Here is a 22,171-nt window from a genome sequence, read left to right as displayed (position 1 = left end):
CCGATCTCGAGCGCTGTTCGCGCGGCCGGGCCGCTACGCCGCTGCGCGGCGGACCCTCCTCGAGGTCGGGTCGTGCGGGGCTGGGAGTGCGGTCATGGCGGACTTGGGTGGTGCCGAGTGGCTGGGGGGGCGTCAGTCCGCGGAAACGACTGCGGCGTGGGTCGCGTACAGCCCCGCGATGAAAGCCGTAAGGGCCAACTCGAAGCTGTCGTCGTCGATTTCGTCGGCGATGGCGCGGAGCAGGTGGGCCTGGTTCAGGTGGGGGTAGCGGTCTCGGTAGACCTGGACGTCGTCGGCGAAGCCGCCGGCGAACGAACCGACGGTGGAGCCCATGACCAGGTAGCGGGTGGCCGCACCGATCATGGTGGCGTAGCGCGGTGGCCAGCCTGCCCCGACGAGGCCGCCGTGGACGGCGTCGGCGGCGCGCAGGTTCTCGGAGCGGCGGCCGGGGCCCGCGGCGAGGTAGGGCACGAAGTTGGGGTGGGCGGCCAGGGCCGCTCGGTAGCTGCGGGCCCAGGCGGCCAGGGCCTGGTCCCAGGGGGCGGTATCGAAGGCTGAGGTGTCGACGCGGCTCATGATGCGGGCGGCGATGTCGTCGAGCAGTTCGTCCTTGTTGGGGTAGTGGCCGTAGAGCGAGGCAGCCTGCACACCGAGTTCCGCGGCCAGCTTGCGCATGGAGACGTCGGCCAAGCCGTCACGGTCGATCATGACCAGCGCCGCGTCGCGGATGCGATCGCGGCTCAACAGCGGTACGCGCGGCCGGGCCATGCGTCCTCCTCTCCTGCGGGAACTTCTCGGGAACGAACCGTATCACCGGGCGGGATACCTACCTCTTGATTAACCGAACGGTGTTAGGTTACAGTGCGCGAGTAAACCTAACGCTGTTTGGTTCAGGAGTGTCCCGTGGATTTCCAACTCTCGTCGGCGCACAGTGATCTGCGCGATCTCGCCCGCAGCTGGGTGGACAAGGAAGTCGTGCCGCACGCGACGCAGTGGGATCGCGAGGAATCGGTCGATCCCGCGATCGTCGGCAAGCTCGGCGCGATGGGGTTTCTCGGGATCGGGATCGAGGAGGATTACGGCGGTTCCGGCGGCGACATGCTCGCCTACTGCGTGCTGCTCGAGGAGCTCGGTCGCGGCGACAGCGCGGTGCGCGGCATCGTGTCGGTCTCGCTCGGCCTGGTCGGCAAGTCGATCGCGGCCTACGGCACCGAGGAGCAGAAGCGTCGGTTCCTGCCGTCGCTGTGCGAGGGCGAGCGGCTCGGCTGTTTCGCGCTCACCGAGCCGGGCACCGGCTCCGACGCGGCGGGGCTGATCACCCGCGCGACCCGCGAGGGTGCGGAGTGGGTCCTCTCCGGCACGAAGATCTTCATCACCAACGGCACCTGGGCCGATATCGCCCTGGTGTTCGCCCGCACCGGCGGTCCGGGCCCGAAGGGCATCACCGCGTTCCTCGTGCCCACCGACGCACCGGGGTTCGGCCGGACCGAGATCAAGGGCAAACTCGGGCTGCGTGGCCAAGCCACCGCCGAACTCGTCCTCGACGGCGTGCGTGTCTCCGACGCGAATCGATTGGGAGAGCTCGGCCAGGGTTTCCGCATCGCGATGGGCGCGCTGGACAAGGGCCGCATCGGCGTCGCCGCCGGGTGCGTGGGTGTGGCGCGGGCCTGCCTGGAGGCGTCGGTGCGTTACGCCGGTGAACGCGAGCAGTTCGGTAAACCGATCGCGGGCTACCAGCTCGTGCAGGAACTGCTGGCCGACATCGCGGTGGAGACCGAGGCCGCACGACTGCTCGCGTGGCGCGCGGCCGACCTCGTCGACCGGGGCGAGCCGTTCGGTACCGCCGCCTCGATGGCGAAACTGTTCGCCTCCGAAGCCGCGGTGAAAGCCGCGAACAACGCCATCCAGGTGTTCGGCGGGTACGGCTACATCGACGAATACCCCGTCGCCAAGTATCTGCGCGACGCCCGCGTGCTGACCCTCTACGAGGGCACGACCCAGATCCAGAAACTGCTCATCGGCCGCGCCCTCACCGGCGTGAACGCCATTGTCTGACACAGGAGTACGACTCATGCCCTCGAGAACTGCCTTCGTGACCGGGGCCGCGCGCGGTATCGGCGCGGCGACCGCGGCGCGCCTGGCCGAGGACGGCTGCGCGGTGGCCGTGGTCGACCTCGACCCCGACGCCGCGATGGAGGCCGCCGGAAAGATCAACGCCGCGGGTGGCACCGCGATCGGTATCGGCTGCGATGTGTCCGACGAGACCCAGGTCGCCGACGCGGTGGCCCGCACCGTCGCCGACCTCGGGTCCCTCGACGTCCTGGTGAACAACGCGGGCGTGCTGCGCGACAACCTGCTGTTCAAGATGTCGGTCGACGACTGGGACACCGTCATGTCCGTGCACCTGCGCGGCGCGTTCCTGTGCAGCCGGGCGGCGCAGAAACACATGGTGGACAACCGAAGTGGGGCCATCGTCAACACCTCGAGTGTGTCGGCGCTCGGCAATCGTGGCCAGGCCAACTACGCCGCGGCCAAGGCGGGTATCCAGGGACTCACCCGGACGCTGGCGATGGAACTCGGCCCGTTCGGTATCCGTGTCAACGCGGTGGCGCCGGGCTTCATCGCCACCGAGATGACCGCGGCCACCGCCGAACGGATGGGTGTGCGCGCCGAGGACCTGCAGGCCAAGACCGCCGAAATCACCCCGTTGCGCCGCGTAGGCACCCCCGCCGACATCGCGAACGTGGTCGCGTTCCTGGCCTCCGACGACGCCGGATTCGTCACCGGACAAACCCTGTACGTCGACGGCGGACGCCGTCTCTGAATCGCGGAGATCATCATGCAGCGAACTGTTTTCACCGACGAGCACGAAGCGTTCCGCAAAACCGTGCGCGCGTTCATCGAGTCGCGGGTCGTGCCCGTATACGACCAGTGGTACGAGGCGGGCATCGTGCCGCGCGAGTTCTATCGCGAGCTGGCCGAACTGGGTGTCTTCGGGATCGAGGTGCCCGAGGAATACGGTGGCGCCGGTATCGATTCGTTCAAATTCCAGGCTGTCCTGCTCGAGGAAACGGCCCGTGCGGGTGTGTCTTTCGGCGGATCGGGTGTGCACGTGGGGCTGTGCCTGCCCTACCTGAAGAACCTCGCCACCGAGAAACAGAAGCAACGCTGGCTGCCGGGGTTCGTGTCGGGCGAGATCATGTTCGCCATCGCCATGACCGAACCAGGCACCGGCTCCGACCTGGCCGGCATGCGCACGACCGCCCAATTGTCCGAGGACGGTACGCATTACGTGCTCAACGGCGCGAAGACGTTCATCACCGGCGGGGTGCACGCCGACCGGGTGATCGTCTGTGCCCGCACCGCGCCGCCCTCGGATACCGATCGCAGACACGGGATCTCACTGTTCGCCGTCGACACGAGCTCGCCGGGATACGCGGTCGGTCGGAAGCTGGACAAGCTCGGGCTGAAGGTGTCCGACACGGCGGAACTGTCCTTCGCCGAGGTGCGGGTGCCCGTGTCGGACCTGCTGGGTGAGCCGCACAAAGGATTCGGCTACCTGGGGCAGAACCTGCCCCAGGAACGGCTGTCGATCGCGCTCGGTGCCTACGCCCAGGCGAAGGCGGCGATCCGCTTCGCCCTCGAATACACCAGGGACCGCAAGGTTTTCGGTCAGCCGGTCGCACAGTTCCAGAACACCAAGTTCGAGCTGGCCGCCTGCCAGGCCGAGGTCGACGCGGCCGAAGCGGTGGTGGACCGGGCCCTCGACGCACTCGACAGCGGCGAGCTCACCCCCGCCGACGCCGCGTCGGCCAAACTGTTCTGCACCGAGGTGGCCTCGCGGGTGATCGACCGCTGCCTGCAACTGCACGGCGGCTACGGCTACATCACCGAATACCCGGTGGCGCGCTTGTACGCCGACAACCGGGTGAACCGGATCTACGGCGGCACCAGCGAGGTGATGAAGATGATCATCGCCAAGAACATGGGTTTGTGATGGCCACCGCGTATCTGGTCGACGGTGTGCGAACCCCGTTCGGCCGCTACGGCGGCGCACTGGCCGGGGTGCGGCCCGACGACCTGGCCGCACAGGTGATTTCGGCTCTGGTGCGACGGCTTCCGGAGGTGGACTGGGCAGCCGTCGACGATGTGGTGCTCGGCTGCGCCAATCAGGCGGGTGAGGACAACCGCAACGTCGCGCGGATGGCGGCCTTGCTGGCCGGGCTGCCGGTCAGCGTGCCGGGCGTCACCGTGAACCGTTTGTGCGCCTCGGGGCTGGACGCGGTGGGGTACGCGGCGCGAGCGATCCGGGCGGGGGATGCCGATCTCGTGATCGCCGGCGGGGTCGAGTCGATGACGCGGGCGCCCTACGTGCTGCCCAAAAGTACTGCGCCCTGGGATCGTTCGGCCCAGCTGGCCGACACCACTCTCGGCTGGCGGCTGGTGAATCCGCGCCTGCACGCGCGATACGGCACCGACACCATGCCCGAGACGGCCCAGCACGTCGCCGACGAGCACGGCGTTTCCCGCGCCGATCAGGATGCCTTCGCGCTGCGCTCGCAACAGCGGGCCGCGGCCGCGATCGCGCGCGGGCGTCTCGCTCGCGAGATCACGCCGGTCCCGGTCACGCAGCGGCGGGGCGAACCGGTCGTCGTCGAGCGCGACGAGCATCCGCGCGAGACCAGCGCCGACAAGCTCGCCGCCCTGCCACCGGTGGTGACGGGCGGGTCGATCACCGCGGGCAACTCCTCGGGCATCAACGACGGTGCCGCGGCGGTCCTGCTCGCCTCCGAAGCCGCCGTACACCGCTACGGTCTCACCCCGCTCGCCCGCGTAGGTGCGGTCGCGGCGGCGGGCGTGCCACCGCGCACGATGGGCATCGGTCCGGTTCCGGCGGTCGGCAAGCTCCTCGCCCGAACGGGTCTCGGCATCGGTGACGTCGACGTGATCGAGCTCAACGAAGCCTTCGCCGCCCAGGCGCTCGCGGTGGTGCGGGCGCTCGGTCTGCCCGACGACGCCGAGCACATCAACCCGAACGGCGGGGCGATCGCCCTCGGCCATCCGCTCGGGGCCAGCGGCGCCCGCCTGGCGCTCACCGCGGCGCTCGAACTGGCCGACCGCGATGCGCACCACGCGATCGCCACCCTGTGCGTGGGCGTAGGCCAAGGGCTGGCTGTTCATCTGCGACGTTGACCAGCCCACACCACCACCGCAGCGGTCCGCACCCGCAGGGTCGGGCCGATATCTCGCCAATGCCGTCGAAACAAGGAATACCGTGAACGCCACTCTTTCTCTGGCGAGCATCCTCGCCGAACCCGCTCGCCGCCGCCCGGACCATCTCGCCCTGATCGAAGGCGAGCACCGCATCACCTTCGCCGAACTCTGGCGGCAAGCCCGGGCGCAGGCGGGCGCGCTGATCGCGCGGGGGGTGCGACCCGGTGACCGGGTGGCACTGCTCTGCCCGAACACCGCCGACTTCCCGCGCGCCTACTTCGCGATTCTCGCCGCGGGCGCGACAGTCGTTCCGGTACATCTGCTGCTCACCGCACCGGAGATGGAATACGTCCTGCGCGACAGCGGCGCCCACCTGCTCATCTGCCACCCGATGGTGGCCCAGACCGGTGGCGAGGCCGCGCGGGCCGCCGGAATCGAGGTGGTGGCGCCGGAAGACCTTGTCGGCGAGCCGATCCCGAACTTCGTCTCCCGTGGGCCGCTCGACACGGCCGTGGTGTTCTACACCAGCGGCACCACCGGTACCCCGAAAGGCGCCGAGTTGAGCCAGCTCAACATGGTGATGTGCGCGACGGTGAACACCTTCGACGCCAACGAGATCCACCGCGACGACATCGCCCTAGGTGCCCTGCCGCTGTTCCATGTGTTCGGGCAGACGGTGTCGATGAACTCGCACTGGCGCGTCGGCGGCACCCTCGTGCTGATGCCGAGATTCGATGCCGCGACGGCGATCGCGTTGATGACAGCCGAACGGGTCAACCTGTTCCACGGGGTACCGACGATGTACCTGTCGCTGATCGAGGCCGCGGCGAACGCCACCGCACTGCCGGCGCTGAAACTCTGTGTCAGCGGTGGTGCGGCGTTGCCCGTCGCGGTGCTCGAGGAATTCGAACGACTGTTCCGGGCACCGGTGCTCGAAGGGTACGGCTTGTCGGAGACCTCACCGACCGCGGCGGTGAACCAGCCGATCTACGGAACCGAGGCGGGCACCGTCGGACATCCGGTGTGGGGAGTCGACGTGGAGATCGCCGACCCGGACACCGCCGACCGCATCGAGCTGTTGCCGGTGGGCGAGGTCGGCGAAGTGGTCGTGCGCGGCCACAACGTGTTCAACGGCTACACCGGCAGACCCGAGGCCACGGCGGCCGCCGTGGTCGACGGCTGGTTCCGCACCGGCGACCTCGGCACCCGCGACGAGACCGGCCGGATCCGCATCGTCGACCGGATCAAGGAGATGATCCTGCGCGGTGGTTTCAACGTGTATCCCACCGAGATCGAGGCAGCCCTGATACGGCATCCGCGGGTCGCCCAGGTGGCGGTCATCGGGGTGCCGGACGAGCACTACGGCGAGGAGATCGTGGCCGTGGTCGTGCCCGACGGCGAGGTGAGCGAGCAGGAGGTGATCGAATTCGCCAGATCCCGGGTCGCCAAGTACAAGTACCCGCGCCGCGTCGAGTTCGTCACCGAACTCCCGCTCGGGCCCACGCACAAAGTGCTCAAACGGGAATTGCGGCAGCGTTTCGGTTCCGGGGAATGACCGATGCCGTGGCGAGAAGCCGTTCGTCGTGCCACGCTCGGAGGACAGGTACTTCTCGCCATCGATGCAGGAGGTATGGATGAAGCTGGCCGCCGTCACGATCGACTGCCCCGACCCGGATGCGCTCGCCGAGTTCTACGCGCGGGCCACCGGCTTCGAGCGCAGCCCCGACTCCGATCCCGAGTACATCGAGCTGACCGGCCCGAACGGAGTATCACTCGGCTTCGAGCGCGTCGCCGACTACCGCCCACCACAGTGGCCGGGACAGCAGACACCGCAGCAGTGCCACCTCGATTTCGCGGTCCCGGACCTCGACGAAGGCGAAGCCCGGCTGCTGACGCTCGGCGCCACCAGAGCCGAGGTACAACCGGAACCGGATCGCTGGCGTGTCCTCATCGATCCGGCGGGGCACCCGTTCTGCTTGGTGATCGACGGCGCCTGAGGCCGGTCGACGGCAATCGTGCGCCGCCGCGCGAGCCGACGCCCTCGACCATTACCCTCTATCGGGTGGCGATATCCAAGGTCGAGCGGCTGATGAATCTGGTCATCGCGCTGTTGTCGACCCGGCAGTTCCTGAGCGCGGAACGTATCCGTGACAGCGTGGCAGGTTACGAGGAGTCCGCGACCGACGAGGCGTTCAGCCGGATGTTCGAGCGCGACAAGAACGAACTCCGCGACCTCGGCATCCCGCTGGAAGTAGGTCCGGTGGGTCGCTTCTCGACGCTGGAGGGCTACCGGATCAATCGCGACGCCTACGAGCTGCCCGATATCGACCTGTCCAGCGAGGAAGCCGCCGCCGTCGCCGTCGCCGTGCAGATGTGGGCGTCGCCGGAACTGGCCGGTGCCGCCGAAGGCGCATTGCTGAAGTTGCGGGCGGCCGGCGTCACCGTGGAGACCGACAACGTGGGCGTCTCGGTGCCCGCGGTGCCCGCCCGCACGCGAGGCTCCGAACCGGTGCTGCGCGAACTGCTCGCCGCCATCGACGCGGGACAGGCGGTGCGGTTCGGGCACCACAGCGCCGTCACCGACCCGTTCGTCACCCGCGATGTCGAACCGTGGGGTGTCGTCACCCGCCACGGTCGCTGGTACCTGGTCGGCCACGACCGGGAACGCGACGCGGTGCGCACGTTCCGGCTCTCGCGGATCGGGGGCGAGGTGAAGGCGTACGGGCCGGTCAACGCGGTACACAAACCGGCCGACGCCGACCTGCGCGCCATCGTCGACCGGGTCACCGGCGACGCGCCCGTCACCGGGACGGCCACCGTGTGGGTCGCCAAGGGTCGCGGCCGCGAACTGCGCCGCATCGGCACCGAGGTCGACATCCGTGACCTCGGCGGACGCCCGGGCTCGGTGCTCGCGGTCCCGGTCCGCTCACGCGACTGGGTGGCCCGGCTCATCACCGGCCTCGGCCCCGATGTGCTGGTGCTCGATCCACCGGAATTGCGCGCCGACGTGATGAACCGGCTACGGTCGGTACTGGACCACACGGAGGTGACATCGTGAGTTCGCGCCTGTCCCTACGACTTTCACGCCTGCTGAACATGGTGCCCTACCTGCTCGCGCACCCCGGCATCAGCGCCGCCGAGGCCGCAGCCGAGCTGGGCGTCACCACCAAACAGCTGATGAGCGACCTCAACCAGCTGTGGATGTGCGGGCTGCCCGGCTACGGCCCCGGCGACCTCATCGACCTGTCGTTCTCCGAGGAGAGCATCGAGGTCACCTTCTCGGCGGGCATCGAACGCCCGCTGCGCCTGACCTCCACCGAGGCCACCGCGCTGCTGGTGGCGCTGCGCTCGATCGTCGAGATGCCGGGCATGGTCGACCCGACCGCCGCGCACGCCGCGATCGCCAAGATCGAATCCGCCATCGCGGGCGGCGATGTCAGTCGCCCGCCCGCGCAGGTGCCCGTCGAGCGGCCGGTGGTGGCCACCGTGCGCGCCGCCCTCGCCGACGCGCACGCACTGCGCCTGGTGTACTACTCGGCCAGCCGCGACGAGGTCTCCGAACGCGTCGTCGACCCGATCAGGGTGGTGCTCGTCGACAACAACAGCTACCTGCAGGCCTGGTGCCGTCAGGCCGAAGGCGTCCGGCTGTTCCGGTTCGACCGCATCGAGGACGCCACCGAACTCGACGAACCGGCCCGCCCACCGAGCCACGCCGCCGCCGACGCCGCCGCGCTCGACCTGTTCCAGGACGACCCCGACGTTCCGCTCGCCCGTTTACGCATCCGCGCGGACTACGCCTGGGTGCTCGACCAGTACCCGATGCACCGCATCCGGTCGCGCCCCGACGGCAGCATCGAGGCGGGCATGCGGTTCGCCTCGGCCGACTGGATGGCACGGCTGCTGCTCGGGTTCGGCACCGGCGTGAGTGTGCTCGGACCGCCCGACCTGGTCTCGGCGGTGCGTGAGCGCGCCGATGCCGCTCTGGCCGCCTACGCGGCGGCCGGACTGCTGGGGGAGACCGAACCCGCGTGAGTCAGCGAGTCCTCGTCCTCGGCGCGGGTAGCGTCGGGGTTTTCGTCGGCGGTCAGCTGGCCGCGGCGGGTATGGAAGTCATCTTCGTCGGACGTCAGCGGGTCCTCGACGACATCGCCGAACACGGTCTGCGTCTGACCGACCTCGACGGCGGCGCCACCGAAGTCGGGCCCGACCGGTTCGGGCTGGCGCTCGCCCCCGACGAACCCGAACGCGCCGACCTCGTCCTGGTCACCGTGAAATCCGCCGACACGGCCGCCGCCGCGCGTGCCGTCGCTGGGCGATTACGCCCGGGCACACCGGTGGTGAGTCTGCAGAACGGCATCGGCAACGACACCGTCATCCGCGAGATCCTGCCGACCAGTGTGGTCCTGGCGGGCATGGTGATGTTCAACGTGGTGCACCGGGGCGAGGGCCGGTTCCACCGGGCAAGCGACGGTGTCGTCGCCATCCAGGACGACCCGGTCGTCGACCGGTTCGCCGACCGTTTCCGCGAGGCGGGACTGCCGCTGCGCCGCCATCGCGACCTGCGGCCCGTCCAGTGGGCCAAACTCCTGCTCAACCTCAACAACCCGATCAACGCGCTGTCGGGCAGGCCGCTGCGCGAGGAACTGGCCGACCGCGACTACCGTCGCTGCCTCGCCCTCACCCAGTCCGAAGCCCTCGCGGTGATGAACACTGCGCGAATTCGGCCCGCTCAGCTCACCCCGGTGCCACCGGAACTGATGGTGCATCTGCTGCGCGTCCCCGACTCCCTGTTCCGGCGGGTGTTCGGCCGGGTCCTCGCCATCGACCCGGTGGCGCGGTCATCGATGGCCGACGACCTGGCCCGTGGCAAACGCACCGAAATCGCTTGGCTGTGTGGGGAAATCGTGCGCCTCGGGGAGATGGTCGGGCGGCCGACACCGGTCAACCGCAGGCTCGTGGAACTGATCCGGGCCGCCGAATCCGGTGACGAACGACGCTTCAGCGGCAGCCGCCTGTTCGCCGAACTGACCGCCGCCGCACGCGCCGTCGCCCGTTGAACGGGTGGCGAACACCTCCACGGGTGCGGGTCCACGAAACTCCGAGCACGGGTAGCATCGGTAATCACCACAGTCTTTGGAGGTAACTCATAATGGGAACGTTCAGCTGGTCGCACCTGCTGATCATCGCGCTGCTGTTCGTCCTGCTCTTCGGTGCGAAGCGGCTGCCGGACGCGGCGCGCGGTCTCGGCCGGTCGTTGCGGATCTTCAAGAGCGAGGTCGGGCAGATGCAGGCCGAGTCGTCGGCCACGGCCACCACGCCCACCGACGCGGCGCCACAGCAGCAGCTGCCCGCCTCGGCTCCGCAGGTTCAGGCCACTCCGGTCGCGCAGCCGCAGCCGCAGCACAAGACGCTCTGACCCACGTAGTCACCCCGGGGCGGTAGCGGCCGCTCCGGGGCGCTGTGCTGTTTGCCGAGCATCCGCCGAACCGAGGGTTAGAGGCCACACCAACCATGCGCATCCCGTTCGATCCACGGCGCAGCAAGCGCAGGACGAATCCCGACGGCACCATGTCGTTGGTCGAGCACCTGCAGGAGCTGCGCACCCGGTTGCTGCTCGCCCTCGCCGCCATCGCGGTCACCACCCTGCTCGGCTTCTTCTGGTACGCCACCCCGCTGTTCGGGCTCGACAGCCTCGGCGAGATCCTGCGCGGCCCCTACTGTGAGCTGCCCGCCTCCGCCCGCGCCACCCTGACCCCCGACGGTGCCTGCCGACTGCTCGCGACCGGGCCGTTCGAACAGTTCATGCTCCGCCTGAAGGTCGGCTTCACCGCCGGTGTGGTGCTGGCCGCGCCGTTCTGGCTGTATCAGCTGTGGGCGTTCATCACCCCCGGCCTCTACGCCAAGGAACGCCGGTACGCGTTCGGATTCGTCGGCGCGGGATCGGTGCTGTTCGTCACCGGCGCCGTGCTCGCCTACGTCGTCGTGTCGCACGCGCTGTCGTTCCTGCTCACCATCGGTGACAACGTGCAGATCACCGCGCTCAGCGGTACGCAGTACTTCGGGTTCATCATCCAGTTGCTCATCATCTTCGGTGTCAGCTTCGAGACGCCGCTGATCGTCATCGGGCTCAACCTCGTCGGGGTGCTCCCGTACGTGAAGCTCAAGGCGTGGCGGCGCGGCATCGTGTTCGGCCTGTTCGTCTTCGCCGCGATCGTCACTCCGCAGGACCCGTTCTCGATGCTCGCGCTCGCGCTGGCACTGACCGTGCTGTTCGAGCTGGCGGTGCAGTTCGCCCGGTTCAACGACGCGCGCCGGGCCAGGCGTGCGGCCGCCGACGGCCTGGCCGGGCTGTCCGACGACGAGGCCTCGCCGCTCGGCACCCCCGATCCGGTCGCGCCGAGCGGACCCGTCGAGGACGCACGAAAAACAGAGCGACCGGTGTCGGACTACTCCGATACGCTCTGAGATGTGACCGATTCTCCCGCGCGGACCAGCGAGTTGGCGCAGTTCGCCAGCGAAATCTCGTTCGACCTCGACCCCTTCCAGCGCACCGCGTGCGAGGCATTGGAAGAGGGGCACAGTGTGCTGGTCTGTGCGCCCACCGGCGCGGGTAAGACCATCGTCGGCGAGTTCGCCGTGCATCTGGCTCTCGCCTCCGGCGGCAAGTGCTTCTACACCACGCCGATCAAGGCGCTGTCGAACCAGAAGTTCGCCGATCTCACCGCCCGCTACGGTCGCGACAGCGTCGGCCTGCTCACCGGTGACCAGTCCATCAACCCCGACGCGCCCGTGGTCGTGATGACCACCGAGGTGCTGCGCAACATGCTCTACGCCTCCTCCGACGCGCTGCGCGGGTTGTCGTACGTCGTCATGGACGAGGTGCACTATCTGGCCGACCGGTTCCGCGGCGCGGTGTGGGAGGAAGTGATCCTGCATCTGTCGCCCGATGTGCGGCTGGTGAGCCTGTCGGCGACGGTGTCGAACGCCGAGGAGTTCGGCGCGTGGATGGAGACCGTGCGTGGCGACACCGCGGTGGTCGTCGACGAGACGCGCCCGGTGCCGCTGTGGCAGCACGTGATGGTCGGCAAGCGGATGTTCGACCTGTTCGACACGAAATCCAGCGATCAGAAGGTCGTCGTCGACGAGGACCTGGTCCGGTTCATCCGGCAGCGCGAGGCCAGCGACCGCATGCACGGGTACGGCGGTCCGCGTGGCCGCGGCGCCCGGGGCAATTTCCGGCCGTTGCCGCGGCCGGAGGTGCTGGCCCGCCTCGACGAGGAAGGGCTGCTGCCCGCCATCACCTTCATCTTCAGCCGGGCGGGCTGCGACGGCGCGCTGGCCCAATGCCTGCGTGCCCGGCTCGATCTGAGCAGGCCGGGTGATGCCGAACTCGTCGACGAGATCATCGAAAAGCACACCGGCGACCTGCCCAAGGCCGATCTCGAAGTGCTCGGGTACTGGGAGTGGCGCGAGGCGCTGCAGCGTGGGCTCGCCGCCCACCACGCGGGCATGCTGCCCGCCTTCCGGCACACGGTGGAGGAACTGTTCGTCAAGGGCCTGGTGCGGGCCGTGTTCGCCACCGAGACCCTTGCCCTCGGCATCAACATGCCCGCCCGCACGGTGGTGCTCGAGCGCCTGGTGAAGTTCAACGGCGAGACGCACGCCGAACTCACCCCCGGCGAGTACACCCAGCTCACCGGTCGCGCGGGCAGGCGCGGTATCGATGTCGAAGGCCACGCGGTGGTGCTGTGGCAACCCGAGGTCGACACCAGCGCGGTCGCCGGTCTGGCCTCCACCCGCACCTACCCGCTGCGCAGTTCCTTCCGGCCCGGCTACAACATGTCGATCAACCTGATCGACCGGATGGGCGCCGAAGACGCCCGCAACCTGCTGGAACGGTCCTTTGCCCAGTTCCAGGCCGACCGCTCGGTGGTCGGGCTGGTGCGCGGTATCGAGAAGAACCAGGGCGCGTTGCGCAAGCTGGAGAGCCAGCTCGGCGGCGTCGACGGTGACTTCATGGAGTACCTGTCGCTGCGTGACCGGATCAAGCAGCGCGAGCGCGACATCCAGCAACAGGGGCGGGCCGACCGGCGCGGCGCCGCCGTGCGCGCGCTGATCGAATTGCGGCGCGGCGATGTGGTCGCGATCCCGTCGGGCAAGCGCGCGGGGCTCGCGGTGATCCTCGAACCCGATCAGACCCCCGGCGACCCACGGCCCCTCGTGTTGACCGAAGACCATTGGGCCGGAAGGATTTCCGCCGCCGACTTCCCCGTCCCCGCCGAACCTCTCGGGCACATGCGGTTGCCACGCCGGGTCGACCACCGCACCGCCCGCATCCGCCGCGACCTCGCCTCGGCGCTGCGCGGAACCGGCATCTCGGCGCCCGGCCGTGGCAGGCACAGGCGCAACGATCACGCCCGCGCGGGCGAGGACCGGCAGCTGGCCACCCTGCGTCGCAGCCTGCGCGCCCACCCCGCGCACAGCAGGCCGGACCGCGAACAGCTCAGCCGCATCGGCGAGCGCTACGCGCGGCTGGCGCGTGAGACCGAGTCGATGCGCCAGAAGGTTGCCGCGACGACGAATTCCCTCGCGCGCACCTTCGACCGCATCGTCGGCCTGCTCGAGGAGCGCGGTTTCGTCGAGCACGGTGAAGTGACGCCCGACGGCAGGCGGCTGGCCCGCATCTACGCCGAAAGCGACCTCGTCGTCGCGGAATGCCTGCGGCAGGGGCTGTGGCGTGGACTCGGTGCCGCCGAGCTCGCCGGAGTGGTGTCCGCGCTGGTGTACGAATCGCGGCAGGAGTCCGGCTTGCTCACCGCGCACGGCCCGACCGACCCCATCCGGCGCGCGGTCGCCGCGACCATCGAGGTATGGGGGCAGTTGCGTGCCGACGAGGCGAGGCACAAGCTGCCGCCCACCCGCGAACCCGACCTGGGGTTCGTGAACGGGGTGTACAAGTGGGCGCGCGGCGACGCGTTGGCCGAGGCGTTGCTGGCCAGCGGCGACCAGAGCAGCGTGATGTCGGCGGGCGACTTCGTGCGCTGGTGCAGGCAGGTCATCGACCTGCTCGACCAGATCCACAACACCGCGGACGATACCGAGATCGCGAGCACCGCGGCCAAGGCCGTGCGTGCCGTCCGACGGGGTGTCGTCGCGGTGGACGCCGCGTAGATGTTTCGTCTGTGATTTGATTTCCTGGCGTAGCCGGCCTGGCGCGGGGGGCTACCGTGTGTACAACTATGCGAGTGGAGGCGAGTGGATGAGCGGCCCGTACGGACCGAACGGCCCAGGGGAGGGGAGCAACGATCCCACCCAGCACTGGGGGGGTCAGCAGGGGGCCGGTGGCGCCGGACCCACCCAGCACTGGGGTGGTGCGGCACAGCCGCCGCAGCAGCCGCCCCAGGGCGTTCAGCCGACCCAGCAGTGGGGTGACCCCAACGCCGGACAGCAACCGCAGCAGCAGCAGTGGGGCCAGCCCCAGCAGCCTCAGCAGCAGTGGGGTCAGCCGCAGCAACCCCAGCAGCCGCAGCAGTGGGGCCAGCCGCAGCCGCAGCAGCCGACGGGTCCGCAGCAGCAGTGGGGTCAGACCCAGCCACCGCCGCAGGACTGGAACGCGCAGCAGCCCGCGGGCGCCCAGCAGTGGGGTCAGCAGCCGCACCAGCAGTGGGGTCAGCAGCCGCAGCAGTCCCAGCAGGGTCCCGGGGGCAAAGGTAAGGGCAAGGGCCTGATCATCGGCCTCGTCGTGGCCGGTGTGCTGGTGATCGCCGCCGTGATCGGCCTGCTGGTCGTCGTGTTCTCGGCCGACGAGCTCGACCAGTCGGCGGTGCAGGACGGTGTCTCCTCGGTGCTCACCGGCTCCTACGGCATCGCGGACGTCTCCGATGTGTCGTGCCCGTCGGGTCAGAAGGTCGAGGTCGACGCGACCTTCACCTGTGACCTGAAGGTCAGCGGTGAGGACAAGAAGGTCACCGTGAAGATCACGAAGGAAGACGGTACCTACGAAGTCGGCCGCCCCAACTAGGCTGTCGTACAGCGGTTTTCAGCCTACCGCCAGGTGGTTTCCGGGCCGCCCGCACTGCATGCGGACGGCCCGGCGTCGTTCACTCGGTGTGCGCGGCGGCCAGCGCCGTGATCAACCGGGTGATCGGGCTCTCGGCGTTGTAGGCGGCCGCGAGTTCGCGCAGCCGCTCCGGGTCGGCGGGAACCGCGGGCAGGGCGTCGGGCCCCGACAGTTCGACATCGGCATCGCAGACCACCCGGACCACCGGCGCGGCGGCCTTCAGATAGTCCTGTGCGGCAACGAGTTTGGCCCGTACGCCCTTGGCGAGATCGGAAGCGGGATCGTCGACGGCGGCCATCAGGGCGTCGAGGGAGCCGAATCGGGAGATGAGCTGGGCGGCGGATTTGTCGCCGATGCCCGCGACGCCGGGCAACCCGTCGGAGGCGTCGCCACGCAACGTGGCCATATCGGCGTAGGCGGGCCCCGCGTTCACCACGGGCACACCGTATTTCGCGGACACCTCGGCGGGCCCGTACAGCTCGGCCTTGGCCAGGCCACGGCCCGCGTAGAGCACCCGCACCGGCGGTGCCGGGTCGTCGCGGACCAGTTGCAGCAGGTCACGGTCGCCGCTGACGACGACCACGGAATCGGTGCGCTCGCGGTGGGCGAGAGTGCCGAGGACGTCGTCGGCTTCGAGCCCCTCGGCGCCGCCGGTGGCGATCCCGGCCGCCGCGAGCACGTCCAGGATCATCGGCACCTGCGGGGTGAGGGTGTCGGGAACCTCCTCGGCGCCTGGCGCCGCCGTGCTGCTGGTGTCGAGGCGGTGCGCCTTGTACGACGGTACGAGCGCCACCCGGAACGGCGGGCGCCAGTCCAGGTCCAGCCCGACGACGAGCCTGCTCGGCCGGTGCTTGGTGATCAGCGAGGCGACCATGTCGGTGAAGCCGCGCACCGCGTTCACCGAGCGGCCGTCGGCGCCGCGCAGTTTGTCGGGAATCGCGTAGTAGGCGCGGAACCACAGGCTGGCGCCGTCGAGGATCAACAGGGGTCCACGGGTGCTCTCGGCAACGGTCACCTGGTGATTGTGCCCTGTGGCTCCGACAGGTGAGCGAGATCGGTGCCGCGTCGGCCGTCGCGCTCGGCGGCCGTTGTGGTGCGTTTCGCCCGAGATCGCACGTCGTGCGGGCGAATCTGCGCGTCACGCGGCGCGGCGGGTAACGTCGGAGACTATGAGCGCGCACACGAATGCCAGGTTCGCGGCGGATGTCTACGGTCAGCGGCTCGAGCGGGCGGTGGAGTTGATGCGCGCGGCGCATCTGGACGCCCTGCTCATCACACCGGGCCCCGACCTGCGGTATCTCATCGGGTCCGATGCCGAATCCTTCGAACGGCTCACCTGTCTGGTGATCACCGCCGACGGCGCGACCCCGTCGGTCGTCGTGCCGAAGCTCGAGCTGGCCGCGCTGGACGGGTCGGCAGCCGGGGAACTGGGCCTGCGGATCCTCGACTGGGTCGACGGCGTCGATCCGTACCAGCTGGTGCGGTCCACCCTGCACGCCGGTTCGCGCATCGCCGTCGCCGACGCCATGCCCGCCCTGCACCTGATTCCGCTCGCCGAGCAGACCACGGGGCTGCCGTCCTCGGCCACTCCTGTGCTGCGCCGGTCGCGGATGATCAAGGACGAGGCCGAGATCGACGCCTTACGCCGTGCGGGCGCCGCGATCGACCGCGTGCACGCCCGGATGGGTGAGTTCCTGCGGGCGGGGCGCACCGAGGCCGAGGTGCATGCCGACATCGAGGCAGCGATCGTCGAGGAGGGGCACACCGAGGCGGAGTTCGTCATCGTCGGCAGCGGCCCGAACGGTGCCATCCCGCACCACTTGTTCTCCGACCGTGTCATCGAGCAGGGCGATGTGGTGGTGATCGACATCGGTGGTCCGGTGGCGCCCGGTTACTACTCCGATTCCACCCGCACCTATGTGCTCGGCAAGCCGGGCAAGCAGGTCACCGAGCGGATGGCCTTGCTCGAGGCGGCGCAGGCGGCGGCGGTGGCCGCCGTGCGTCCGGGTGTCACGGCCGAGTCCGTCGACGCCGCCGCCCGAACCGTGCTGGCAGACGCGGGCCTTGGCGATGCATTCGTACACCGCACCGGGCACGGCATCGGTCTGTCGGTGCACGAGGAGCCCTACATCGTGGCGGGCAACGATTTGGTGCTCGAGCCGGGCATGGCGTTCAGCATCGAACCGGGCATCTACTTCCCCGGGCAGTGGGGCGCGCGCATCGAGGACATCGTGATCGTCACCGACGACGGTGTGGAGTCCATGAACCAGCGCCCGCACGGCCTGACCGTGTTGTAAACGGTCACAAGCTATTTGAGCGTGCTCGACGACAGCACCCGGCGCACCTGGATCGCGACGACCACGCGCGTCGGGTTCTCGCGCGGCACGCGGTAGCGCTCGGTGTAGCGGCGAACGGCCTCGGCGACATCGTCGGCCTCGGTCAGCACGGTGGCCGGCCCTTCGAGGGTGAGCCACCGCGCCCCGTCGACCTGGCTGACGGCCGCGTACCCACCCCGCCCGGCATTACGGGCCTTCACCGACGCGCCATCGGTGATCACCCGCGCGATGCCGCTGTCCGCGTCCCAGGTGAACCCGACGGCGACGACGTGCGGTGTGCCGTCCGCGCGCAGGGTGGTGAGGGTGGCCAGGTGCCGCTCGGCGACGAACGCGAGGGCGGCGGGGGAGAGCTGTGTGGTCGCGGTGGGCATGTGTTCGACGCTAGTCGGTCACCGCGTGCGCTCGGTCGGCGGGCGCACGCCCACAGCGGCAGTCAACGGCACCCTGTCCGGCGGCGCCGGGCTGTCGGAGGGGTGTTCGCGGGCCTGCCGCTCGAGCGGACCGCCGTGCGACACCCGGCTGTCGGCGCCGCGGCCGTGTGTTCGAAGGGCCCCGGCGTCGCTTCGCCGGTCGCGGTTCGTAATCGCGGGGAGGCTCGGTGGCGGCGGGAACCCGGGATGACACACTGTGCGCATGGGAGAGCAGCAGGCGAACCGGGGCACGGTCCTGGTTCTGGGTGGGCGCAGTGAGATCGGGCTGCAAGTGGCGCGCAGGCTGGCGCCGGGCCGGGTGGTGATCCTCGCCGCCCGCCGCTCCGCCGCGCTGGCCGCCGAGGTCGAGCAGGTGCGCGCGGCCGGGGCGACCGCCGTGCACACCGTCGAATTCGACGCTGACGACACCGCCGCCCACGCCGCGCTGCTCGAGAAGATCGCCGCCGAACACGGTGGAATCGGCACGGCCGTCCTGGCATTCGGCGTTCTCGGCGACCAGGCCCGCGCCGAACGCGACCCCGACCACGCCGTCGCCGTCGTCCACACCGACTACGTCGCCCAGGTCAGCGTTCTCACCACCCTCGCGAATCTGCTGCGCGCACAGGGCAGTGGCCAGATCGTTGTCTTCAGCTCTATCGCGGGCGTACGGGTCCGGCGGGCGAACTACGTCTACGGTTCGGCGAAAGCGGGCCTGGACGGGTTCGCCAGCGGTCTCGGTGACGCCCTCCACGGCACGGGCGTCCAGTTGCTTTTGGTCCGATCGGGTTTCGTCATCGGGCGCATGACCGAGGGCATGGACCCCGCGCCCATGTCCAGCACCCCCGACCAGGTCGCCGACGCCGTCGTCCGCGCCTTGGCCAAGGGCGCGACCCGCGTCGCGATCCCCGGCCGCCTCGCCGTCGCGTTCTTCGTGATGCGCCTGCTGCCGCAATCGATCTGGCGCCGGATGCCACGGTGACCGCCACACCGGTCGCCCGGCATGCCGTCGACGCCGCCGGGGCGGTTGTGGCGGTCCCGCTCCTTCCTCGGACGGGGAGGTCGATCCGATGACCGCTGCCGCGTGGTCGGGCGCGCCGATCGGGGTGGTCGGTATCGGCGCCGACGGTTGGGCAGGTTTGGGTGAGCGTGCCAAAACCGTCGTCGAGGACAGCGAAGTCGTGTTCGGGTCGCAACGGCAACTGTCGCTCGTTCCGGACGGTGACTTCGAGCGGGTGCCGTGGCCGACTCCTCTGCTGCCCGCCTTACCGGAACTGCTCGCGCGCCACAATGGTCGGCGCCTGACGGTGCTCGCGAGCGGTGACCCCATGTTCTACGGCATCGGCGTCACGCTGGCCCGCCTCGTCGGACCGGGCGCCCTCGACGTCTACCCGCAGCCCTCGTCGGCGTCGCTGGCCTGCGCCCGGCTCGGCTGGCCGCTGGCCGAGACACCGGTCGTGAGCGTCGTCGCCCGACCACTCGCCACCGTGTTGCCCGAACTGGCCGACCGCCGTCGCCTCCTGGTCCTGAGCGAGAACGAAACCACCCCCGCCGCACTGGCCGAACTGTTGCGCGACAACGGTTTCGGTGCCTCGACCCTGACCGCCCTCGAACAGCTCGGGGGAGAGCGCGAGCGCCTGCGCACCGGCACGGCCCATACCTGGCCGCACCCGCCCGGCGACCCGCTCAATCTGTGCGCAGTCGACTGCGTGGCCGACCCCGACCACCCCCGCCGCACGAGAACGCCCGGCCTGCGCGACGATTCGTTCAGCGGCGACGGCCAGCTCACCAAGGCCGAGGTCCGCGCACTCACCGTCAGCGCCCTCGCCCCGGCCCCCGGCGAACTGCTGTGGGATGTCGGCGGCGGGTCGGGCACCATCGCGATCGAATGGTGCCGTACCCACCCGGCGTGCCGGGCGGTCACCTATGAGCGCCTGCCCGCCCGTCGCGATCAGATCGCCACCAACGCGCACGCGCTCGGTGTGCCCGGCATCGCGGTACGCGGGGCCTTCCCCGACACCCTCACCGACTCCCCGGCACCCGACGCGATCTTCCTCGGCGGCGGACTCACCCAAGACGGCGTTTTCGACGCCTGCTGGCAACGCCTGCGGCCCGGCGGGCGGCTGGTGGCCAATGCGGTGACCGCCGAGTCGGAAACGCTGCTGCTGGCCTTGTACGCACGCCACGGCGGCACCCTGCGCAAATTTCAGATCTACCGAGGCGAACCGCTCGGCGGGTTCACCGCGTGGCGGCCGCAGCTTCCCGTCGCGCAGTGGATCGTCGTCAAACCGCGCGCAAATTCCTGACGGGTCACCCGTCGCCTCGCATAACGATGTGACGGGGTGTGCGCCCCGAATTTGCTCTTTTTCGCGTGAGCGTCCGATGCGACTGTTCAGTCCTCACGTGGTCTCGCGCACCACCGGCCGAACATCGCTCGCACACGGCGTATGTCTCTGAGGGCATCGAGATGCTGGGCAATCGCCCAGTGCCGCTGCCGGACTCGAAACCGATGCCGGGGTCGCCGATGTGCCCGTACCGGCGACCCGGGCGCGCGTGGCGAACATGCTGGTCAACCGTCCATGTCACCAGGGCGCCGATCACGGTCAGATCACGGTCAGATCACGGCCGAACGGTGAGTGCATCTGCAAGCTCACCCAGAAAGTTATGCACCGAAGGTGTAACACTTCCTCAACGGGGGTATGGTCGGGCGCGGCCCCGGGCAAAACTCGGAGCCTCGATTTCGATGGACGGAGTTGTATGCGGTGCACCAGGTCGACCACCCCTGACCGGGACGACGTCAGCGGGCAGTCCTGAGAGTTCTGATCCTCGGCGGTACGGGCGAGGCTCGTGAGCTGGCGAACCTGGCGTCCGGTGAGCGTGGAGTCGATATCGTCTCCTCGCTGGCGGGACGTGTCGCCAACCCGCGATTGCCGGTCGGGCCGGTGCGCATCGGCGGATTCGGTGGTGTCGAGGGCCTCCGAACCTGGCTACGCGAGAACCGTATCGATGCCGTCGTGGATGCCACCCACCCCTTCGCGGCCCAGGTCAGTACCCATGCGGCGACCGCGGCCGCCGACCTCGGCCTGCCCGCGCTGCACCTGCGCCGCCCCGAATGGGTGCCGCGCCGGGGCGACCTGTGGACGCGGGTACCCGATCTCGCCGGGGCCGCCTCCGCCCTGGCCGACCGGGGCGAGAACGTGCTGCTCACCATCGGCCGCCAAGGTGTCGGCGCCTTCGCGGGCTGTCGCAGGCAGCGTTTCGTCATCCGATCGATCGACGCGCCGACCGGCCCGCTGCCACCGCGCTACGAATTGCTGCTCGCGCGTGGGCCGTTCACCTTCGACGAGGAACTGGTGTTGATGTCGCGTCATCGCATCGACGTCCTGGTCACCAAGAACAGCGGCGGCGCGCAGACCGAGGCGAAGATCGCCGCGGCGCGCACGGCCGGCGTGCCGGTCGTCATGATCGAACGCCCACCCCTGCCCGCGGGCGCGAACGTCGTCGACGAGGTCGGCGCCGCCCTCGACTGGTTGCGGCTCGCGACCGCGCACAGCGTTTCCTGAGCTCAGCGCGGCGGTTGCCCGGCAAAGACGGCGGGCAGCTGGTCGAACCACTGCAGCACCGCGCGCTCGTAGCAGATCCCGAATTCGAGAGTGGCGCGTTGGTGGGGTGCCAGCGCGGTCGCGTCCTCGTCGAGATAGCGGTCGAGCCGGTCCTGGTGGATGTTGCGGTTGGCGGTGATGATCCGGTCGCGGTGCGTGGGATCGAGGTGCTCGCCGAACGACAGGGTGAGCAGCAACGGCACCCGGATCGTTTCGGCACCGGGATCGCGGGCGATCCATTCGGCGAACGCCTCACGCCCGGTCTCGGTGATCCGGTAGGGAATGCGCTCTCGCGCACCTCGTTCACCCTTGGTCACCAGCCCCGCGCTGTCCATCGTGGCGAGTTCGCGGTAGACCTGGCTCTGGGTGATGGTCCAGAAGTCGCCGATGCGTTGCTGGGCGAGAGTCGCCAGGTCCCAGCCCGACATCGGACCCTCGTGCAGGAACCCCAGCAGTGAAGCCGCGGTGGAGTTCAGCGGGCGGCGGCGGGTCGCGGTGTCGGTCAACGGTCAACTCCCTTCGAACTACATTCCTATGTGGAATGTTAGGCCA

At 69.6% G+C, this 22,171-nt stretch carries 21 protein-coding genes; 17 read left to right on the top strand and 4 right to left on the bottom strand.

Annotation, left to right across the window (positions count from 1 at the left end; genetic code table 11):
* Positions 1-132: 132 nt before the first annotated feature.
* Positions 133-768, bottom strand: coding sequence for a TetR family transcriptional regulator (locus AB0I35_RS18865; RefSeq protein WP_357397363.1), 636 nt, complete (start codon positions 766-768; stop codon positions 133-135).
* 135 nt (positions 769-903) lie between these two features.
* On the opposite strand from AB0I35_RS18865, the gene AB0I35_RS18860 reads away from it, so the two are divergent.
* From AB0I35_RS18860 to AB0I35_RS18800, 13 genes are all read left to right on the top strand, one after another.
* Positions 904-2,055 carry an acyl-CoA dehydrogenase family protein gene (locus tag AB0I35_RS18860; protein ID WP_357397362.1) on the top strand — a complete coding sequence of 384 codons (1,152 nt, stop codon included), beginning with the start codon at positions 904-906 and terminating at the stop codon, positions 2,053-2,055.
* Positions 2,056-2,071: 16 nt separating this feature from the next.
* Positions 2,072-2,824 (top strand): 3-oxoacyl-ACP reductase FabG, encoded by a 753-nt coding sequence (gene fabG / locus AB0I35_RS18855; RefSeq protein WP_357397361.1) that lies wholly within the window; start codon positions 2,072-2,074, stop codon positions 2,822-2,824.
* Positions 2,825-2,839: 15 nt separating this feature from the next.
* Positions 2,840-3,997, top strand: a complete 1,158-nt coding sequence (locus tag AB0I35_RS18850; protein ID WP_357397360.1) for an acyl-CoA dehydrogenase family protein — start codon at positions 2,840-2,842, stop codon at positions 3,995-3,997.
* Positions 3,997-5,193 (top strand): 3-oxoadipyl-CoA thiolase, encoded by a 1,197-nt coding sequence (gene pcaF, locus AB0I35_RS18845; RefSeq protein WP_357397378.1) that lies wholly within the window; start codon positions 3,997-3,999, stop codon positions 5,191-5,193. Before AB0I35_RS18850 ends, pcaF begins: the two co-directional genes overlap by 1 nt.
* A gap of 82 nt (positions 5,194-5,275) precedes the next feature.
* Complete coding sequence (locus AB0I35_RS18840; RefSeq protein ID WP_357397358.1) at positions 5,276-6,769, top strand: long-chain fatty acid--CoA ligase; 1,494 nt, start codon at positions 5,276-5,278, stop codon at positions 6,767-6,769.
* Between the two features lie 79 nt (positions 6,770-6,848).
* Positions 6,849-7,211, top strand: a complete 363-nt coding sequence (locus AB0I35_RS18835; protein ID WP_357397356.1) for a VOC family protein — start codon at positions 6,849-6,851, stop codon at positions 7,209-7,211.
* A 65-nt stretch (positions 7,212-7,276) separates the two neighbouring features.
* Entirely contained in the window at positions 7,277-8,272 is a 996-nt protein-coding gene (locus AB0I35_RS18830; protein ID WP_357397355.1) for a YafY family protein, read from the top strand.
* Positions 8,269-9,246: a YafY family protein gene (locus AB0I35_RS18825; RefSeq protein WP_357397354.1), complete on the top strand. Its 978-nt coding sequence runs from the start codon at positions 8,269-8,271 to the stop codon at positions 9,244-9,246. The genes AB0I35_RS18830 and AB0I35_RS18825 overlap by 4 nt, the downstream gene beginning before the upstream one ends.
* On the top strand, positions 9,243-10,271 hold the full coding sequence (locus AB0I35_RS18820; protein WP_357397353.1) for a 2-dehydropantoate 2-reductase: 1,029 nt from the start codon (positions 9,243-9,245) through the stop codon (positions 10,269-10,271). The genes AB0I35_RS18825 and AB0I35_RS18820 overlap by 4 nt, the downstream gene beginning before the upstream one ends.
* A gap of 92 nt (positions 10,272-10,363) precedes the next feature.
* Positions 10,364-10,630 carry a Sec-independent protein translocase subunit TatA gene (tatA, locus tag AB0I35_RS18815; protein WP_357397352.1) on the top strand — a complete coding sequence of 89 codons (267 nt, stop codon included), beginning with the start codon at positions 10,364-10,366 and terminating at the stop codon, positions 10,628-10,630.
* Between the two features lie 95 nt (positions 10,631-10,725).
* On the top strand, positions 10,726-11,679 hold the full coding sequence (tatC, locus tag AB0I35_RS18810; RefSeq protein ID WP_181696416.1) for a twin-arginine translocase subunit TatC: 954 nt from the start codon (positions 10,726-10,728) through the stop codon (positions 11,677-11,679).
* 3 nt (positions 11,680-11,682) lie between these two features.
* Positions 11,683-14,385 (top strand): RNA helicase, encoded by a 2,703-nt coding sequence (locus AB0I35_RS18805; RefSeq protein ID WP_357397350.1) that lies wholly within the window; start codon positions 11,683-11,685, stop codon positions 14,383-14,385.
* An 88-nt stretch (positions 14,386-14,473) separates the two neighbouring features.
* Entirely contained in the window at positions 14,474-15,235 is a 762-nt protein-coding gene (locus tag AB0I35_RS18800; protein ID WP_357397349.1) for a DUF4333 domain-containing protein, read from the top strand.
* A 79-nt stretch (positions 15,236-15,314) separates the two neighbouring features.
* Here the strand turns inward: AB0I35_RS18800 and AB0I35_RS18795 are convergent, their stop codons facing one another.
* The gene (locus AB0I35_RS18795) at positions 15,315-16,289 is read right to left on the bottom strand and encodes a 5'-3' exonuclease (RefSeq protein ID WP_357397347.1); all 975 of its coding nucleotides are present in this window, start codon (positions 16,287-16,289) and stop codon (positions 15,315-15,317) included.
* 154 nt (positions 16,290-16,443) lie between these two features.
* Between AB0I35_RS18795 and AB0I35_RS18790 the strand changes: the two genes are divergently transcribed.
* Complete coding sequence (locus AB0I35_RS18790; RefSeq protein ID WP_357397345.1) at positions 16,444-17,571, top strand: Xaa-Pro peptidase family protein; 1,128 nt, start codon at positions 16,444-16,446, stop codon at positions 17,569-17,571.
* Between the two features lie 11 nt (positions 17,572-17,582).
* Here the strand turns inward: AB0I35_RS18790 and AB0I35_RS18785 are convergent, their stop codons facing one another.
* Entirely contained in the window at positions 17,583-17,981 is a 399-nt protein-coding gene (locus AB0I35_RS18785; protein ID WP_357397344.1) for a PPOX class F420-dependent oxidoreductase, read from the bottom strand.
* A gap of 262 nt (positions 17,982-18,243) precedes the next feature.
* On the opposite strand from AB0I35_RS18785, the gene AB0I35_RS18780 reads away from it, so the two are divergent.
* From AB0I35_RS18780 to AB0I35_RS18770, 3 genes are all read left to right on the top strand, one after another.
* Entirely contained in the window at positions 18,244-18,999 is a 756-nt protein-coding gene (locus tag AB0I35_RS18780; protein WP_357397343.1) for an SDR family NAD(P)-dependent oxidoreductase, read from the top strand.
* Positions 19,000-19,087: 88 nt separating this feature from the next.
* Positions 19,088-20,323 (top strand): precorrin-6y C5,15-methyltransferase (decarboxylating) subunit CbiE, encoded by a 1,236-nt coding sequence (cbiE, locus tag AB0I35_RS18775; RefSeq protein WP_357397342.1) that lies wholly within the window; start codon positions 19,088-19,090, stop codon positions 20,321-20,323.
* Between the two features lie 504 nt (positions 20,324-20,827).
* Positions 20,828-21,580 (top strand): cobalt-precorrin-6A reductase, encoded by a 753-nt coding sequence (locus AB0I35_RS18770; RefSeq protein ID WP_067635688.1) that lies wholly within the window; start codon positions 20,828-20,830, stop codon positions 21,578-21,580.
* Positions 21,581-21,582: 2 nt separating this feature from the next.
* Here AB0I35_RS18770 and AB0I35_RS18765 read toward each other — a convergent pair whose 3' ends face one another.
* Positions 21,583-22,125, bottom strand: coding sequence for a PadR family transcriptional regulator (locus tag AB0I35_RS18765; protein WP_357397341.1), 543 nt, complete (start codon positions 22,123-22,125; stop codon positions 21,583-21,585).
* Positions 22,126-22,171 lie beyond the last annotated feature (46 nt).

Origin of the sequence: Nocardia sp. NPDC050378, assembly GCF_040655675.1 — a bacterium.
In the GTDB taxonomy this organism is placed as follows: Bacteria; Actinomycetota; Actinomycetes; order Mycobacteriales; family Mycobacteriaceae; genus Nocardia; species Nocardia coubleae.
This window is presented reverse-complemented; position numbering and strand designations above follow the sequence as displayed.